The 18,165-nt window shown below is 31.3% G+C and carries 15 protein-coding genes; all 15 read right to left on the bottom strand.

What is annotated here, in order from left to right; genetic code table 11:
- Positions 1-38 precede the first annotated feature (38 nt).
- The gene (gene rodA / locus VP90_RS06575) at positions 39-1,163 is read right to left on the bottom strand and encodes a rod shape-determining protein RodA (protein WP_262590325.1); all 1,125 of its coding nucleotides are present in this window, start codon (positions 1,161-1,163) and stop codon (positions 39-41) included.
- Entirely contained in the window at positions 1,163-3,067 is a 1,905-nt protein-coding gene (gene mrdA / locus VP90_RS06570; protein ID WP_262590324.1) for a penicillin-binding protein 2, read from the bottom strand. Before mrdA ends, rodA begins: the two co-directional genes overlap by 1 nt.
- Positions 3,060-3,578, bottom strand: coding sequence for a rod shape-determining protein MreD (gene mreD / locus VP90_RS06565; RefSeq protein ID WP_262590323.1), 519 nt, complete (start codon positions 3,576-3,578; stop codon positions 3,060-3,062). Before mreD ends, mrdA begins: the two co-directional genes overlap by 8 nt.
- Positions 3,578-4,423, bottom strand: coding sequence for a rod shape-determining protein MreC (gene mreC / locus VP90_RS06560; RefSeq protein WP_262590322.1), 846 nt, complete (start codon positions 4,421-4,423; stop codon positions 3,578-3,580). The genes mreD and mreC overlap by 1 nt, the downstream gene beginning before the upstream one ends.
- A gap of 3 nt (positions 4,424-4,426) precedes the next feature.
- Positions 4,427-5,461: a rod shape-determining protein gene (locus VP90_RS06555; protein WP_262590321.1), complete on the bottom strand. Its 1,035-nt coding sequence runs from the start codon at positions 5,459-5,461 to the stop codon at positions 4,427-4,429.
- Entirely contained in the window at positions 5,461-7,032 is a 1,572-nt protein-coding gene (locus VP90_RS06550; protein WP_262590320.1) for a 2-isopropylmalate synthase, read from the bottom strand. The genes VP90_RS06555 and VP90_RS06550 overlap by 1 nt, the downstream gene beginning before the upstream one ends.
- Before the next feature lie 103 nt (positions 7,033-7,135).
- Positions 7,136-8,815: a dipeptide ABC transporter ATP-binding protein gene (locus VP90_RS06545; protein ID WP_262590319.1), complete on the bottom strand. Its 1,680-nt coding sequence runs from the start codon at positions 8,813-8,815 to the stop codon at positions 7,136-7,138.
- Positions 8,812-9,744 (bottom strand): ABC transporter permease, encoded by a 933-nt coding sequence (locus VP90_RS06540; RefSeq protein WP_425321972.1) that lies wholly within the window; start codon positions 9,742-9,744, stop codon positions 8,812-8,814. Before VP90_RS06540 ends, VP90_RS06545 begins: the two co-directional genes overlap by 4 nt.
- Positions 9,737-10,720, bottom strand: coding sequence for an ABC transporter permease (locus tag VP90_RS06535; protein ID WP_262590317.1), 984 nt, complete (start codon positions 10,718-10,720; stop codon positions 9,737-9,739). The genes VP90_RS06540 and VP90_RS06535 overlap by 8 nt, the downstream gene beginning before the upstream one ends.
- A 62-nt stretch (positions 10,721-10,782) precedes the next feature.
- A complete protein-coding gene (locus VP90_RS06530; protein WP_262590316.1) occupies positions 10,783-12,345 on the bottom strand; it encodes an ABC transporter substrate-binding protein in 1,563 nt (520 codons plus the stop codon).
- An 80-nt stretch (positions 12,346-12,425) separates the two neighbouring features.
- Positions 12,426-13,448, bottom strand: a complete 1,023-nt coding sequence (gene ilvC / locus VP90_RS06525) for a ketol-acid reductoisomerase (RefSeq protein ID WP_075506263.1) — start codon at positions 13,446-13,448, stop codon at positions 12,426-12,428.
- A gap of 17 nt (positions 13,449-13,465) precedes the next feature.
- The gene (ilvN, locus tag VP90_RS06520) at positions 13,466-14,014 is read right to left on the bottom strand and encodes an acetolactate synthase small subunit (protein ID WP_262590315.1); all 549 of its coding nucleotides are present in this window, start codon (positions 14,012-14,014) and stop codon (positions 13,466-13,468) included.
- 5 nt (positions 14,015-14,019) lie between these two features.
- On the bottom strand, positions 14,020-15,786 hold the full coding sequence (locus VP90_RS06515) for an acetolactate synthase 3 large subunit (RefSeq protein ID WP_262590314.1): 1,767 nt from the start codon (positions 15,784-15,786) through the stop codon (positions 14,020-14,022).
- A gap of 52 nt (positions 15,787-15,838) precedes the next feature.
- A complete protein-coding gene (gene miaA, locus VP90_RS06510; protein ID WP_262590313.1) occupies positions 15,839-16,747 on the bottom strand; it encodes a tRNA (adenosine(37)-N6)-dimethylallyltransferase MiaA in 909 nt (302 codons plus the stop codon).
- A 2-nt stretch (positions 16,748-16,749) separates the two neighbouring features.
- Positions 16,750-18,165, bottom strand: coding sequence for a Do family serine endopeptidase (locus VP90_RS06505; RefSeq protein ID WP_262590312.1), 1,416 nt, complete (start codon positions 18,163-18,165; stop codon positions 16,750-16,752).

Genomic DNA, 18,165 nt, shown 5'->3' with positions numbered 1-18,165 from the left:
TTCATAGTGACAAATTATGCTTAATTAAATTAAATATTTTAAGCAATCATCTGTTTATGATTTATCTTGGCGCTAAGAACAATACCAAACCCGATCATAGTTGCTAACATAGAGGAACCTCCATAGGACATTATCGGTAATGGAGAACCGACAATTGGCAATAAACCCAAGACCATCGAAAGATTTACAACAATATAAATGAATATTGCAAAAGCAAATCCAAAACAGAATAACCTTGAAAAATTACTTCTTGAGATAGCACCTATTCTCAAAATTCTGATAATGATAATTGAATACAAAACCAATAATCCTATTGATCCTATAAATCCAAACTCTTCAGAAAATAAAGTGAATATAAAATCAGTATGTTTTTCAGGTAAAAAATCCAAATAACTTTGTGTGCCTTTTAAAAAACCTTTGCCCTCTAAGCCACCAGAACCTATTGCTATTTTTGACTGAATTATTTGATAACCAGCGCCCAATGGATCTCTATCAGGGTCTAAAAAAGTCAATATTCTCAATTTTTGATAAGGCTTTAAGAAAGAAATTACAAAAGGTAGTGATATTAAAAAAACTATCAAAGAATAAATAAAATATTTTATCTTAACGCCTCCCAACCATAAAACAATTATTCCACTTGATGCAATGAGAATTGAAGTTCCTAAATCTGGTTGTGAGAGCACCATAATAATTGGTATTAAAATAATAGTTATAACTGTCATGATACTTGTAACTGAGTTTACATTTTCAATTTTAACCCTGTGATAATATTTTGCTAAGCAAAGTATAATTGCTATTTTCATTAACTCGGATGGTTGTAAATTAAATAAATATAAATCCATCCATCTTCTTGAGCCTGATGATTTTATTCCAAAAAAAGAAACATAAATTAGTAAAAGAATTACAGCTATATAAAACAAGTATGAAAAGTTGTGCCACCATCTAATATTAAAAAACGCAATTAAAATCATTAAAGGAAAAAAGACTACTATTTTACTAAAATGACTTTTTGTATGAAATAGAATTTCTCCTCCATCTGTTGAATACATCACAAATAAACTTAATATTGAAAGTAAAAATATACTTATCAGTAAAATATAATCTAACTCTTTAACCTTTTGCCAAAAAGTAAGTTCGTTATTTAATCTATCGTGTTGAAACATCAAATTTCTATTTCCTCAAAATTTTTTTGTTTATTTCTTAAATCGTTTCTATCAATTATTAATTTGAACAATTCTTTTGCAATTGGTGCTGCAGTTTTACTTCCTGAGCCACCATGCTCAACTATAATACTTAATGCGTATCTTGGATTAATATACGGACCATAAGCAACAAATAATGCGTGATCTCGGTCTTTATAAGGGATTTGCTCAATTTTAAGATCAAGTTCTCTTTCTCGCATGCTAATTCTCTTAACCTGCGCAGTACCAGTTTTGCCAGCAAATTGATATTTTGGATCGTCTATTCTAGACTTGTATGATGTTCCGTATAATTCATTAGTTGAACTAAACATGGCCTCTTGGACAATTTTTATATTTTTGGGATTCTCAAATAATTGTTTTTCTTCAGAAAATAAAGACTCTTCTTCAAATTTATTTTTAGCTTCTTCGAAAGAAACAGTATTATTATCAACTATTATTCTTGGTTTTATAGAGTAACCTCCATTAGCAATCTGAGCTGTCATAAGGCATAATTGAAGTGGAGTTGTTTGCGTATAACCTTGACCTATTCCAGTTATTAATGTTTCTCCAAGCACCCATCCTTTTCCAAGATTATTTTTTTTCCATTTAGTGTTTGGAAACAAACCTGGTTTCTCAAAATCAAAATAATCTCCTAACACTTTTTTACCAAGTCCAAATTTTTCAGCTGTAATATTTAATCGATCTACTCCTAGTAATCTTGCAACTTCATAAAAATAAGTATCACATGATTGTTTCATTGCATTTTTTAAACTTACAAATCCATGACCTTTTTCTTTCCAACAGTGAAAAGTCTGTCCATAGAGCTCCATCTTACCAGTGCATTTAACTTTAAAACTTGGACTAACAATTTTGTTTTCTAAAGCAGATAAAGCTACAATTGGTTTTATTGTAGATCCTGGAGAATAAAGTCCTGCAAGTGTCTTATTTACTAGTGGTTTTAATGGATTATTTCTAATTAATGACCAATCATCATTACTTATTCCAAATAAAAATTTGTTTGGGTCATAAGAAGGGGAAGAGTACATTGCTATGATATCACCCGTATAAATATCCATCACACTTATAGATCCAGCTCGGTCATTTAAAAGTTTTCCACAAGCTTTCTGAACCTCCGTATCAACAGTTAATCTTACTCTTAAACCTTGTTTACCTTTTTGATGCTCAAGTTGATTAATCCTTTTTCCATAAGCATTTACTTCATACCTTTGGATGGCATTTGTGCCAATCAAGTAATTTTCTAAAGTTTTTTCTAGACCTAATTTTCCAATTTTCATACCTGGAACAAATCTTTCTTGAACAGTTTCATTAGCCAAAATCTCTTCTTCATTAGGTTGACTGACATATCCTAGAATATGAGTATAAGTTTCGCTAAAAGGGTAGTTTCTTGAAATGGTCATAACTGGTTTAACACCAACTAAGTCGTATAAATAATTATTTATTTTTAAAAAATCACTCCAAGATAAATTTTCAGAAACAATAATACTTTCCCAAGGTTTTAATTTATTTTTTGATTTTACAATTTTTTCTATTTTTTTATCACTCAGGTTAAGTAGAGTTTTTAATCGAGTTAACAAATAATTGAAGTTTTCAACTTGTTCTGGAATTATATGAAGTTGATATACTTTTAAATTTCCGGCTATAACATTGCCAAAGTAATCCACTATATCACCTCTTATTGGTGGCAACTTCCACTCTCTAATTCTATTTTTATCTGAAAGAGTAAGATATTTTTTATTTTCGTTAACTTGCAGAGAAAAAAGTCTAGCTATAATTCCTGTAAAAATAATTATTTTTGCAGCACCAATAATAAACATCCGTCTATTAATTACGTCTGTTTTTCTAATACCTGAATTACCGCTAATCATTCTGTTTATTTGAAATTTTGCTATTTAAAATGTTAAATAAAATAAAAAATAATGGGTAAAATAGAAAAGTAAAACCAGAGTTTATTAAGTAGTCCATAAAATCTACCTGATATAAAAATACTAAGTCTAAAATTATTATTTGAATTGAATTGATAAGCAAAACAGCAATAATAAATGAAAGCCAATCATTTATAAATTTTGGACTTAGTGTAATTTGTCTAATATATGAGGTAATGGCACAGATTAGTAAATAACAAAAACTGCTTATTCCAATTGGAATACCAATTACTACATCGTTAATAATTCCTGCTAAGAAAATTGAGAAATATCCTAGGTAATCTGGATTTCTTAAAGTCCAAAAAAAGATTAAAATGAAAATGAAGTTGAATGAAAAATAATCTAACTTTAAATAATTAAAGTCAAATTCGTTAAACACTGAAAAAAACAGGAGAATAATCGGCAAATAAGAGAGGAACGATCTAAAAAATGTACTTTTATTCAATGAAGCCATTATTGACCCTCTCCTATTTTAAATTCTACAATCTTTACAAAACTTAATTGTCCAAAATCAGAAAAAAAACTTAGTTGCTCTGAACTATTTGTTATTTTACCAACTGGAATACCTGGCTTGAAAATACCAGCAAGACCAGAGGTATACACAACTGCCTCATTTTCAATCTGATTTTCTTTATACTCATCTTTGGTATATTCAATTATTCCATGATCCTTGCCAGTTCCAGAAGCTACAGCTTGTAAAAATGGGGGCTGAATTACTACTGGTATTTTGCTATTTAAATCTGACAGAAGTAGAGCTCTAGAATTTGAATAATTTACCTCAATAATCTGACCGACTAAATAATTTCGATCCATTACTGTCATTCCCATCTTTACATTATCTTTAGTTCCTCTATTCAAAACTATTGATTTTAAATATGGACTCTTTTTATCAATTAAAACTCTTGCAAATATATCTTCTGAATTTATGCTTTCATCAATCAACTCTCTAAGTCTTTTATTTTCAGCAGTTAAAATAGTATTTAATACTTTAATCTCATCTGCATTCTCGATTTTAATTAATTGGTTTTGATGATTTTTATAAAAATCAAGGTGTGATTTAAATTTAGCTATTGCCTCTTTAATTTTATTTTCTGGCACTGATACAACATAAGAAGATCTATATATTACTTCGTTAATTCCTAACTTAACAAGTTGAATTGGTTTAAAATTAAAATTACTTAAAATTATTATAACAACAGATAAAATAATTAAGCTTATAAGCGAAAACTTTTGTTGATCTTTCTTTTTTAAAAAAACTGATCTTAAGGCAATTACAAAGTCGTCTCTGCCTTTTACCATCTTTTAATATTCAGATAACATAGTAGAAAAAGTTTCTTCTTGATCCAAAGCTTTACCAGTTCCAACCGCAACGCAAGACAATGGATCATCAGCAACATGTACTGGTAAACCTGTTTCCTTTGAGAATCTTTTATCAATATTTTTTAATAAAGCTCCACCACCTGTTAAAGTAAGACCCATATCTACTAGATCAGCAGATAATTCAGGAGGAGTATTTTCTAAAGCATCTTTGATTGCACTAACCATTTCTTTCAATATATCATTTAATGCTTCAGCAGTATCTTCCTCGGTAATATTTACTTCTTTAGGAGTGCCTGATCTTAAATCTCTACCTTTTACTGGGTAAGTGTTAGTTCCTGTTGGAACAGCTGTACCCATTTCCTTTTTAATTTTTTCAGCAGTAGTATCTCCGATAAGCAAATTATATTCTTTTCTCATATAATTAACTATTGCTGTATCCATTGCATCACCCGCAACTCTCAAAGATTTAGAATAAACCAATCCACCTAGGGACATGACTGCTATCTCACTGGTACCACCACCTATGTCAACAATCATTGACCCTGTGGCTTCAGAAATTGGAAGTCCAGCTCCAATAGCAGCAGCAATTGGTTCTTCAATTAATTGAACTCTTCTTGCTCCCGCAGCTAATGCGCTGTCTTGAATTGCTTTTCTTTCAACTGGTGTTGAACCAGTTGGTACACATATTAAAATTCTAGGATTAGCGAAAGTACTTCCTTTATGAACTTTTTTTATAAAGTGTTTGATCATCTCTTCTGTAACTATAAAGTCTGCTATAACACCATCTCTTAAAGGTCTGATAGCACTAATATTCCCAGGTGTTCTTCCAAGCATTGTTTTGGCTTCATCTCCAACAGCTAAAACATTTTTCTTTCCGCCTTGATCAACAATCGCAACAACAGAAGGTTCATTAAGAACAACACCTTTTCCTTTTAATACTACTAGTGTATTTGCTGTTCCAAGATCAATCGCCATATCTTGGCTCCATACCTTTTTAACGCTATCGAATAATCCCATTATATTCCCCTTACCTTTTGACTTTCTTGCTCCATTGGAGCTGTTTTATCTCGTTTAATTATCATTTTATTTAAAGCATTTATGTAAGCATTTGCAGAAGCAACTAAAGTATCAGTATCTGCTGCTTGACCTACAGTAGTTTTTCCATTTTCCTCAATTTTTACACTAACAGTAGCTTGAGCATCGGTACCTTCGGTTACAGCATGTACTTGATAAAGCTGTAAATTTACATCATGAGGATAAAGAGTTTTTATACATTTAAATATTGCATCAACTGGTCCATCCCCAGTTTCTGAAGCTTGTTTTACATACCCGTATACATCTAAAGTCATCTCTGCTTTTTGAGGTTCTCCTGTACCGGCAAATACTTTTAATGATTTTAAATTAATTGCACTAACTTTATTATCAACAATTAAACTATCATCAACTAGTGCAATAATATCTTCGTCATAAACATGTTTTTTCTTGTCCGCTAAAACCTTAAACTTTGCAAATGCATTTCCTACTACATCGTCTGTTAAATCTGGATAACCCAAACTATTTAATTTATCTTTAAAAGCATGACGTCCAGAATGTTTACCCATTACTAATGAGGTTTGTTTTACTCCAACACTCTCTGGGGTCATAATTTCATAAGTCTGTCTATTTTTTAACATTCCATCTTGATGAATGCCTGCCTCATGTGCGAATGCATTTTTTCCAACAATTGCTTTATTATATTGGACTGGAAATCCAGTAGCATTTGAAACTATCTTTGATGCCTTGCTTAATAAAGTTGTATTAATTCCAGTATTGTAAGGCATTAAGTCTGGTCTTGTTTTAATTGCCATTACAACTTCTTCTAATGCAGCATTACCTGCTCTCTCACCTAAACCATTTATAGTACATTCAATTTGTCTGGCTCCTGCTTGAACGCCAGCTAAAGAATTAGCTACCGCTAAACCTAAATCATTATGACAATGAGTAGATAAAATTGCTTTATCAATGTTAGGAACTTTATTTAAAAGCGTTTCAATGATTGTTGTGAACTCAGAAGGTATTGTATAACCAACAGTATCTGGAATATTAATTGTTGTTGCTCCATTTTTAATTGCAAGCTCAACTGTTTTACACATATAATCCATATCAGTTCTTGTCCCATCTTCACATGACCACTCAACATCATCAGTAAATTTTCTTGCATAAGAAACGTGTTTACCAATTGACTCATAAACATCCTCAGGTGACATATTTAATTTATGCTTCATATGTAATGGACTTGTAGAAATAAAAGTATGTATTCTAAATCTAGGAGCATGCTTTAGCGCTTCATAAGCTCTATCAATATCTTTTACTGAATGTCTAGATAATCCTGCTGGTATAGAATTTTTTAAAATCTTACTAACTTCAGAAACTGCCTCAAAATCTCCTGGTGATGCTATAGGAAAACCTGCTTCGATAATATCAATTCCCAGTTCATCAAACACTCGAGCAATCTGAATTTTTTCTTCCAAACTCATTGATGCGCCAGGTGATTGCTCACCATCACGCATAGTTGTATCAAATATAAAGACTCTATCTTTGTCGCTCATAATAAAAATTTTTGGAAAATCTATAATACAATCTATAAGAGAGATTGCAAAATAATTAGTATAAATAGCTAAATTTTTTCGTCCATTTTAGGTGATACAAAAATTAATTATAAATAGACTCAATTTTAGGCATCAAGTGTAAAAGTTCCTTTGTGTATTCATGGGTAGGGTTCAAAAATAAATCCTCAGTATTTGAAACTTCACATAACTTGCCATCTTTTAGAACTCCAATTCTATCACACATTTGTCTTACAACCGGTAAGTCATGGCTAATAAATAAAATAGTTAAATTTAATTGCTCTTGAAGATCTTTTAATAAATTTAATATTTGTGCTTGAATACTAACGTCTAATGCAGATGTGGGTTCATCACAAACTAAGAGTCTTGGCTGGGTTGCTAAAGCTCTTGCAATTGAAATTCTTTGTCTTTGACCACCAGAAAATTCATGTGGATATCTATCTGCTGATTTTTGAGACATTTCAACAGAATCTAATAAATCATAGACATAATTATTTAGATCAGAATTAGATATCGAAGGATTGTGAAGCGTAATAGGCTCAGCAATAATATCTTTTACTTTCAATCTACCATTCAGTGATGAATAGGGATCTTGAAAAATCATTTGTATTTGTTTTCTAAATTTCATTAGTTCTGATCTATTTTTTATTTTTGTAATACAAGTATTATCAAAAAATATATCTCCTGATGAAGGTTTAAATAAATTTACAATCATTTTTGCAATAGTTGATTTTCCACTACCACTTTCACCTACTAATCCAAATGACTCACCTTCTTTTATTTCGAATGAAACATTATTTACTGCTAACACAGAATTTTTAGAATTTTCTGTAAAAAAATTGTCATCAAAACTTTTATTTAAAATTTTTACTTGAACTAAATCTTGATTGGTAATTTCTTTTTTAGTCCATCTATTCAAAATTTTGATGTTATTTTCTTTATTTTTATTTTCTTTTTCTACTATTACAAATCTTGAAATTTTCTTATTGGTAGGTGGAACCGAGCTTACAAGACTTTTGGTATAACTTTGTTGAGGAGTTGTTAATATTTTTTTTGTTTCTCCAATTTCAACTAAATTTCCACTTTTCATCACAGCTACACGATTGGCAGTTTCAGCAATAACACCCATATCATGAGTGATTAAAATCACAGCTAAGTTTCTCTCTTTTGTGAGTTTTTTAATTAAATCTAAAATCTGAGATTGAATAGAAACATCTAAAGCAGTAGTAGGTTCATCAGCAATCAATAATTCTGGTTCGCAACATAAAGCCAAAGAAATAACCACTCTTTGTCTCATTCCTCCTGAAAACTGATGAGGATAGTCATTAAATCTTTTTTCAGCATCCTTAATACCAACTTCTTTTAATAAATTAATAGATTTATTTTTTGCTTCCTCTTTATTTAAATTTAGATGAGTTTGTATAGTTTCAATTAATTGTTCGCCAACTGTTAATATTGGATTTAAAGATGTTTGTGGGTCTTGAAATATTAATCCAATTTTATTACCTCGATATTTAATTATACTCTCTGAGTTTTCATGAATATTTAAGTCTCCCAAAATTACTGAACCACTCGAGACTTTTCCTGGCTCATCAATTAAATTAATTATAGCGTTTCCAACAGTGCTTTTTCCAGAACCAGATTCGCCGACCAATCCTAAAATTTCACCTTTATTTACCTCAATATTAACGTTTTTGGCTGCGTAAACAGTCTCTTTACGCATTTTGTAATCAACACTTAAATTATTTATTTTTAAAAAACTCATTTTTTTAATTTTGGATTTAAAGTGTCTCTCATCCAATCTCCTAATAAATTAATGGAAAAAGCTAAAATCACCAAAAAAATTGCTGGAAAAAATGTAATCCACCATTCTCCTGAAAATAAAAAATCATTTCCTAATCTTATTAATGTACCTAAAGAAGGAGTTGTTGGTGGAACCCCAACACCCAAAAAACTTAAAGTCGATTCTGCTAAGATAGCAAGAGCTAGACCAATTGTACCGATGACCAAAACTGGTCTCATAATATTTGGTAAAATATGTTTAAACATAATTACTATATTTGAAACACCAATTATCGTTGAGGCAGAAACATAGTCTTTATTTTTTTCTACCAAAGTTGCTGCCCTAGATACTCTTGCAAACTGTGGCCATTCAGAAATTCCAATAGCAAATATCAAAACATATATCGCCATTTCATCATGCATTTCTCTTGAAATTAATCCTCTTGCTATTCCATCAACCAAGAGTGCCATCAATATACTTGGTACAGTCAACTGAACATCTGTAAGTCTCATTACTACCATTTCATATTTGCCACCAAAATATCCAGCTGTTAATCCTAAACCAACACCAAGAACTAGACTAAATATAATTGCAGCAAAACCTACAATAAGAGATATTCTACATCCATATAAAATGGTTGATAACATATCTCTTCCTTGACCATCTGTTCCTAGAATAAATTGTGCTAAACCATCTTCTGTCCAAGATGGTGGTGTAAATGCATCCATCAAAGATAAAGATGATGGATCAAAAGGAGTGTAAGGAGTTAAAAATTCAATAAAAAAAGAACAGAAAAAAATAATAAATAAAATTGCAGAAGATATAATTGCTGTCGGAGATTTTATGAAGCTATGATAGATATCACTATCCTTGATTCTTTCCCATCTTGTTAAATTTAAATTATTATCCACTTGCGGCATCTCCTTTAACTCTAATCCTTGGATCAATAAAATAATAAAGAATATCAACTATAAAATTTATCATCACAAAAACAAATGCAATGAAAACTAAATAAGCCGACATAATTGGTATATCTACAAACTGAACAGCTTGAATAAACAAGAAACCCATTCCAGGCCATTGAAAAACGGTTTCAGTTATAATTGAAAACGCAATTAAAGTTCCAATATTAATTCCAGCAATTGTTATTACAGGTATCAAACCATTTTTTAACGCATGTTTATATTTTATACTGTCTTCACTAATTCCACGTGCTCTGGCAAATTTTATATAATCAGTTTGTAAAATTTCCATCATTTCAGCTCTTACTAGCCTGATGATATATGTCATTTGAAAAAGACTTAATGTAACTGATGGAAGAATTATCGCTTTAAGACCTGAAACTGTTAAAAAACCTGTTGTCCAAAATCCTATATCAACAACTTCTCCCCTACCAAACGAGGGGAGCACTCCTAGAATTACAGCAAATAAATAAATAAATAGTATCCCAATTACAAATGTGGGCAGTGACACTCCAAGCAATGAAATTGCTAAAACAAAGTCGCTTAAAAAACCCTTTCTATTTATTCCCGTATAAACTCCTAAAAAAGTTCCTGTCACTAATGCTATCAAAGCAGAAATTACAACAAGCTCAATAGTAGCTGGCAATCTCTCAACAATCAGTTCAGACACAGGTCTTCTTAATTGATATGAGATACCAAACTCTCCTTTAGACGCATTAATTACAAATCTTGAAAATTGAACATGAATTGGATCCATTAAACCCAATGTTTCTCTTAATTCAGCTCTTTCTTCATCTGAAGTTTCTTCTCCTACCATGTTGTTTATTGGGTCTCCAACAAAATTAAATAAAGAGAAAGAAACAAAGGCAACAACTAGCATTACCAAAGCTGATTGAAATAATCTTTTAAAAAAATACTTTATCAATTTATGAGGATTTTAAATTTATAAGCCCCTTATAAATTTAAGGGGCTTACTATAATTTTAATTTAATTTACGCTAGCAGCTCTAAATAACGGTTCGTTATTAGGTCTGATAGGAACGTTCACGTTACTTTTAGATGCCCAAGAAATTACTTGGTGGTGTAAAGGAAGATAAGCAATATCATCTTTTACAATTTTCCAAGCATTTGCAATTGCGGCGTTTCTTTTATCTAAATCAACTTCACCTTCCATAACTCTAATTGCAGCATCTACATCAGGGTTACTGAAGTTAACTTTGTTCCAACTAGCACCTGTTTCATATAAATAATGAAATACGTAATGACTATCTAAAGTTGGTACACCCCATCCAAGCATATAAAAATCACCTTGGTCATCTTTTAGCTCTTTGAAGTGTTTACTTTTTGTTTGAGCAAACAAGTTAACGTTAACTCCAATTTTACCCAACATACCAACAACAGCTGTACAAATTGCTTCATCATTTACATATCTATCGTTAGGACATCTTAGTTCAACATCAAACCCATTAGGATAACCTGCGCTAGCTAAAAGTTTTTTTGCTGCATCAACATCATAAGGTAATCTTTTATCAAGTTCTGCTGTGTAACCATTTACTCCTGGGAATGTAATTATTCCAGCTGGCTCACTTAGACCTCTCATTACTTTTTTCTTGATAGCCTCAATGTCAATTGCTTGATAAAGTGCTTGTCTAACTTCTTTTTTCTTGAAAGGATTATCGCCAGTGTTTCCAGTTCTTAATTTATCTGCTGCCTGATCCATTCCTAAAAAGATTGTTCTCATCTGCGGTGTACTTACAACTTGATGTCCTGAAGAAGAACCAATTCTTTTTAAATCTTGAACAGGTGCATCAGTCACTAAATCAATCTCACCAGACAGTAAGGCAGCTACTCTTGTTGCAGCATTTTTAATTGGAAGTAACTCAATTTGCTTTATGCCATCATCTTCCATATCACCCCACCAATGCTTATTTCTTTTAAAGACTGTTTTTGTGTTCGGTTCTCTCAAAGTAATTTTAAATGGACCCGTTCCCAAAGCATTAGTTGCTGAAAAGGTTTCTTGTCCTGCATCCCAATTCTGAGGAGACATTGCAAAGTTTGCCTCTGACCAAGCTCTAGACATTATAAAAATATTTGACAGTTGATTTAAAAGTATAGGATTAGGTTTGCTTGTTGTAATTTTAACAGCATACTCCCCAACAGCTTTAACATCAGATATCGTGCTGATATATTCTTTGAAATCAGATGTTCTTTGTTTAGCTCTTAATATACTAAATACAACATCAGCTGATGTCATTTTAGAACCATCAGAAAATTTTACATCTTCTCTTAAATTAAAGATCCAAGTATTAGGATCTGTAGCTGTCCATTTTCTTGCTAACGCTGGTTCAATTTTCATATCTACTGCTCTTTGAACAAGAGCTTCATAAACTTGTCTAGATACTTGAGTAGTTGGACCTTCGTTTTGTGCGTGTGGATCTAGTGTAAGACTGTCTCCTTGCATTGACCATTTGATAGTTTTTGCCCATGCTGAAGAAAATCCAAATACTAGAACTAATGATAGTAATATTCTTACTAAATTTTTAGCCTTCATAATTAACCTCTTTTTTAAATTTATAAAAAAATTATAAGTGAAAAAAAAAGATTATTACAGATATAAAATTATATTAATAATTAACTTTTATCGCTATCTACTAATTTTTTCTTACTTATCCAAGGCATCATAGCTCTTAATTCTGCTCCAACTTTTTCTACAGAATGTTCAGCCAATTTCGCTCTGGTTGCTAAGAAGTTTTTTTGACCAGTTTTGCACTCATCCATCCACTCTTTGGTAAATTTACCTGATTGAATATCCGCCAAAACTTCTTTCATTCTTTTCTTTGTTTCTTCCTTATTGATAATTCTTGGACCAGATTGATACTCACCATATTCAGCAGTATTTGAAATTGAATAATTCATATTTGCAATTCCGCCTTCATAGATCAAATCAACAATTAATTTAACTTCATGAACTGTTTCGAAATATGCCATCTCTGGTTCATACCCAGCTTCAACTAAAGTTTCATATCCATTTTTAATTAGTTCAACTAAACCCCCACATAAAACAGTTTGTTCACCAAATAAGTCTGTTTCAACTTCGTCTTTGAAAGTAGTTTCAATAATACCTGATCTACCTCCACCTACTGCTGAAGCATAGGAAAGAGCTAAATCTCTGGCTTTACCAGATCCATCTTGATGAACAGCAAACAAACATGGAACCCCACCACCTTTTTCATATTCGCTTCTTACTAAATGACCAGGTCCTTTTGGAGCAACCATAAATACATCTAAATCTTTTCTTGCTTTAATTAAGTCATAGTGAACATTTAAACCATGAGCAAAAGCAATACTTGTTCCTTCTCTCACTCTTTGTTCAATATGATTTTTATAAATTTCAGCTTGTAATTCATCTGGAGTTAATATCATAACAACATCTGCCCAAGCAGCTGCATCAGATAAATTCATCACTTTTAAACCTTTTGATTCAGCTTTAGCAACACTTGATGAACCTTCTCTTAACGCAACAACAATTTCTTTAACTCCACTATCCTTTAGATTAAGTGCATGAGCGTGACCTTGGCTCCCATAACCAAAAATCGCAATTTTTTTATTTTTAATTAAATCTACATCTGCATCTTTTTCATAAAACATTTTCATAATTTATCTCCTATTAATTAGTTAAAAATTTTTGCACCTCTTGTCATTGCAACAGCCCCTGTTCTTGAAGTGCTTATAAGTCCCAAGGGTTTTAATTTTTTGCTCATTTTATCAATCTCTCGTCTAAGTGCTGTTATTTGAATAACTGCAGATGATTTTGTTTCATCCAATACTACTGGGTTAAATTTTTTACAAGCATTTAAACATTTTTCAATTTTATTTTTTTTACCTACAATTTTAAATAAAGCCATCTCTTTAAAAATCACGTCTTTATCGTCTCTTTTAAATTCAGCAACTTTGTGCACAGGAACTAATTTGGTTAATTGCAGTCTAATCTGGTCAATTACTTGTGGTGTTCCAGTTGTTACAATTGTTATTCTGGATATGTTTTTGATAGCATCAATTTCTGCTACCGCTAAAGACTCAATATTATAACCTCTGCCAGAAAACAGGCCAACCACTCTTGCAAGAACACCCGCTTCATTATCTACCCAAACTACAAAAATGTAGGTATCTGATTTTTGTTTTATAGATGGAGAGCTATAAGCTGACTTTGATTTTGGCATTTTGATTAAACTAAGGCTTTGCCTTTTCCTTTTATTTTATTCTCTTCTTGATCGTTTGGTCCTAAGATCATTTGATTATGAGGTTTACCTGAAGGTATCATTGGGAAACAGTTTTCATTTGGATCCACATGACAATCAAAAATAACAGGGCCATTATGGTCAACCATTTCTTGAATTTTTTCATCTAGCTCTAATGGATTATCAGCCTTAATTCCTTTACAGCCATAAGCATCAGCCATTTTCATAAAATCTGGTAATGCTTCTGAATAACTTTCAGAATAATTTTTTTCATGAAGCAGCTCTTGCCACTGTCTTACCATTCCCATGTACTGGTTGTTCAAAATAAATATTTTTATTGGCAAATTATATTGAACAGCCGTGGACATCTCTTGCATTGTCATTAAAACTGATGCTTCTCCTGCAATATCAATAACTAATTTTTCTGGATGAGCTACTTGAACTCCAACAGCTGCTGGTAATCCATAACCCATAGTACCTAATCCACCTGAAGTCATCCATCTATTGGGTTTGTTAAATTTATAATGTTGAGCAGCCCACATTTGATGCTGACCTACTTCTGTTGTTACATAAGTATCTTTATTTTTTGTTAACTGATAAAGTCTTTGAACAGCATGCTGAGGTTTTATGCTATCTTCACTGTTAATAAAATTTAAAGAGTCTTTATTTCTCCATTTTTGAATTTGTTCCCACCATTTTGCAATATTTGGTTTATTTGATTTACCATTACCATTTTTCTTTTTAACAATTGTTTTGTTTGCTTTATCAATTACTTTCGTTACATCACCTACGATTGCAAGATCTACTTTAATAATTTTATTAATTGATGATGGGTCAATATCAATATGAACTTTTTTTGAATTAGGAGAGAACTCATCAATTTTTCCAGTAATACGGTCATCAAATCTTGCGCCAATGTTTATTAATAAATCACAGTCATGCATTGCATTGTTTGCTTCATACGTTCCGTGCATTCCTAGCATTCCTAAAAACTGATTATCGTCTCCAGGATAAGCACCTAGACCTTGCAAAGTTGAAGTAATTGGAAATCCTGTTAGCTCAACAAATTTTCTAAGAGCTTCACTTGCTTTTGGTCCTGAATTAATTACGCCTCCGCCACTATAAATTATTGGCTTCTTTGCTTTACTAATTAAATTAATTAATTGGTCAATTTCATCAGTTGAAAACTTATTGTGAGATTTGCCGTTTAAACTTTTTTCTTTTTTTGGTTTTTTATATTTTGCTTTTGCAAATTGAATATCTTTTGGAATATCAATTAATACAGGACCTGGTCTTCCAGTTGTTGCAACTTTAAATGCTTCATGCATAACGTCTGAAAGGTCGTTGATATCTTTTACTAACCAGTTATGCTTTGTGCATGGTCTTGTAATTCCTGTTGTGTCACATTCTTGAAATGCATCCGTACCAATAAGGTGTGTTGGAACTTGACCCGAAATACAAACCATTGGAACTGAGTCCATGTATGCATCAGTTAAAGCTGTAACAACGTTAGTTGCACCAGGGCCTGAAGTAACTAAAACAACACCAGGTTTACCAGATGATCTGGCATAACCTTCAGCTGCATGACCTGCACCTTGCTCGTGTCTTACAAGAATATGTTTAATAGATGGATGATTTTTTAACTCATCATATATTGGCAGTACAGCACCACCAGGATAACCAAAAATATGGTTTACCTCTTGGTCTTCAAGACACTTAAATACGATTTCAGCTCCGGTTAATAATTTTGGCATTTCGCAATCTAGCTGAAGTTGTGCTGATTGGTCAAGGTTAAGTATGGAAAAATTAAATTTTTTTTAAAAAATTATTAATCTCAGATGGCTTAAGTTTTACCCAATCACTCATGTTTCCTCGAGCCCACGTGCTTTGTCTTTTAGCGTATTGTCTAGTTTTTATTGATATTTTTTCCTTGATTTCATCAATTTTTTTTTCTTTTGCTAAATATTCCTGAATTTCATTTATTCCAATTGCTTTACATGCAGTCATTTGATCATTAATTTTTAGTTTTAAAAATCTTTTAACCTCTTTCACGGCACCCATTTTAATCATTTTTCCAGTTCTTTGATGAATTCTCTTAACTAACTCTGCACGAGGGTAATCAATATAAATTTTTAAAAAATCCTCTTCTAAATAATTTGATTTAGTATTTTTAAACCATTCATGAAGAGATTTCTTTGTAAATTTTTTAACTTCAAAAGCTCTAATTGACCTTTGAGTATCAGTTGGATTAATTTTATTTTTTGAAAGAGGATCCATTTTTAATAATTGCTTATAAAATTTATTTTGACCAATTTTTTTATTTAAATTTCTAATTTGATTTCTAAACCTTACTGGAATGTTAGGAATTTGAACCAAACCATCAGTTAATGCTTTAAAATAAAGTCCAGTACCTCCAACAAGAATTGGAATTTTTTTTCTATTTTTAACTTCAATTATTTTTTTATTTGCAATTTTAAGCCAATCACCGGTTGAAAAACTTTTCTTTGCATCTTGGAAACCATATAGATGATGTTTTATTGACTGATAATTTTTTGGGCTAGGTCTTGCTGACAAAATTTTAAGTTGTTTATAAACTTGCATACTATCTGCATTAATAATTTCTCCATTAATTTTTTTTGCAAATTTAATTGCAAAATTTGATTTTCCAGATGCTGTAGGTCCTGAAATTAAAATTATCTTGGATTTCAAATCCATTACTAATCTAATTTAACGCCAATATATCTTCGTTGATTTTGATTGTTATAAATTGCAATTAAAATAGTTTTTTGATTTGAGTTTATTGCTTTCTGAGTGATATCTCTTAAATCATCTGCTGATTTAATTTTTTTCTTCTGAGCTTCAATAATAATGCTATTGATTTCAATTGAGTTTACTAAAGGACTGTTATTAGCCATATTGGTAATTACTAATCCTGTAGTTTGGTTTGGTAATTTACGGTTTTTTATATCCTCTTTAGTTAAAGGTCTTACTGATATTCTTAAACTCTCTACAATTTCATCTAAATTATTTTCATCTTGTTTTGGATTTTCACTTACTTTGAAGTCATCAGAGGTTTCTAATCTTCCCAACAAAACCTTTTTAGTTATTTCTTTTTTATTTCTCCAAATTTTTACATCTACATTTTTTCCAACTTCTGTTCTTGCAACAATTGCTGGCAACTCTTTCATTTGCTTAATCTCAACTCCATTAAACTCTAAAATAATATCTCCAGCCTGAATTCCTGCTTTTTCAGAAGGACTATTTTCAGCAACACTTGCAACTAAAGCGCCTCTTGGTTTATCTAGTTCTTCAACCTCAGCAATTTCTTTTGTTACATCTTGAATTCTTACACCTAGCCAACCTCTTTTTGTTTCGCCAAACTCTATAAGTTGTTTAATTACTTGTTGAGCACTATTTGATGGAATTGAAAATCCTATACCAATAGAACCATTTCTTCCTAAGATGGCTGTATTAATTCCAATTACATTTCCTTCCATGTCAAATAAAGGTCCACCTGAATTTCCTGAATTTATTGATGCATCTGTTTGAATAAAATCTTCATATCTTGATAACCCAATAGATCTGTTCCTTGCTGAAATAATTCCAGCAGTTACTGTCCCACCAAGACCAAATGGATTTCCAATTGCTAAAACCCAATCACCAATTCTTGCTTTATCAGAGTCTCCAAAGCCAACTGGTTTAAATTTATCTTCTGTATCTAATTGTAACACTGCTATATCCATCAAAGGATCGGCACCAAGCACCTTTGCTTTATATTCTTGGTCTCCGTTTACTCTAACAATAATATCATCAGCATCCTGAATTACGTGATTATTTGTAACCACTACTCCCTTTTCATCAATAATAAATCCAGAGCCTAATGCTGCTGATTTTCTCTCTTTAGGAGTTCCAAATTCTTTAAACATGTCTTCAAATGGAGATCCTGGAGGGAATTGAAATGGAAAAGAGTTATTATTTGTAACCACAGTAGTTGATGTAGAAATATTTACCACAGAAGGCATTAATTTTTCTGCAAGATCTGCAAATGATGCTGGGACAGGCCTAGAGTTTGATTGTAGTGAAAAACTTAGAGAAAATATAATTGTTAAAACAATAAATTTTAATTTTTTCAT

This window comes from Candidatus Pelagibacter ubique HIMB140 (assembly GCF_025558165.1).
In the GTDB taxonomy this organism is placed as follows: Bacteria; Pseudomonadota; Alphaproteobacteria; order Pelagibacterales; family Pelagibacteraceae; genus Pelagibacter; species Pelagibacter ubique_T.
The sequence above is the reverse complement of the archived record's forward strand: the minus strand, read 5'-3'. Positions and strand labels throughout refer to the sequence as shown.

Excerpts from the sequence above, each read along its gene's own strand:
- ilvN (WP_262590315.1), bottom strand. The coding sequence starts at position 14,014 with ATGCCAAAATCAAAGTCAGCTTATAGCTCTCCATCTATAAAACAAAAA.
- mreD (WP_262590323.1), bottom strand. The coding sequence starts at position 3,578 with ATGGCTTCATTGAATAAAAGTACATTTTTTAGATCGTTCCTCTCTTAT.
- miaA (WP_262590313.1), bottom strand. The coding sequence starts at position 16,747 with ATGGATTTGAAATCCAAGATAATTTTAATTTCAGGACCTACAGCATCT.
- VP90_RS06530 (WP_262590316.1), bottom strand. The coding sequence starts at position 12,345 with ATGAAGGCTAAAAATTTAGTAAGAATATTACTATCATTAGTTCTAGTA.
- rodA (WP_262590325.1), bottom strand. The coding sequence starts at position 1,163 with ATGTTTCAACACGATAGATTAAATAACGAACTTACTTTTTGGCAAAAG.
- VP90_RS06505 (WP_262590312.1), bottom strand. The coding sequence starts at position 18,165 with ATGAAAAAATTAAAATTTATTGTTTTAACAATTATATTTTCTCTAAGT.
- mrdA (WP_262590324.1), bottom strand. The coding sequence starts at position 3,067 with ATGATTAGCGGTAATTCAGGTATTAGAAAAACAGACGTAATTAATAGA.
- mreC (WP_262590322.1), bottom strand. The coding sequence starts at position 4,423 with ATGGTAAAAGGCAGAGACGACTTTGTAATTGCCTTAAGATCAGTTTTT.
- VP90_RS06515 (WP_262590314.1), bottom strand. The coding sequence starts at position 15,786 with ATGCCAAAATTATTAACCGGAGCTGAAATCGTATTTAAGTGTCTTGAA.
- ilvC (WP_075506263.1), bottom strand. The coding sequence starts at position 13,448 with ATGAAAATGTTTTATGAAAAAGATGCAGATGTAGATTTAATTAAAAAT.
- VP90_RS06550 (WP_262590320.1), bottom strand. The coding sequence starts at position 7,032 with ATGAGCGACAAAGATAGAGTCTTTATATTTGATACAACTATGCGTGAT.
- VP90_RS06545 (WP_262590319.1), bottom strand. The coding sequence starts at position 8,815 with ATGAGTTTTTTAAAAATAAATAATTTAAGTGTTGATTACAAAATGCGT.
- VP90_RS06555 (WP_262590321.1), bottom strand. The coding sequence starts at position 5,461 with ATGGGATTATTCGATAGCGTTAAAAAGGTATGGAGCCAAGATATGGCG.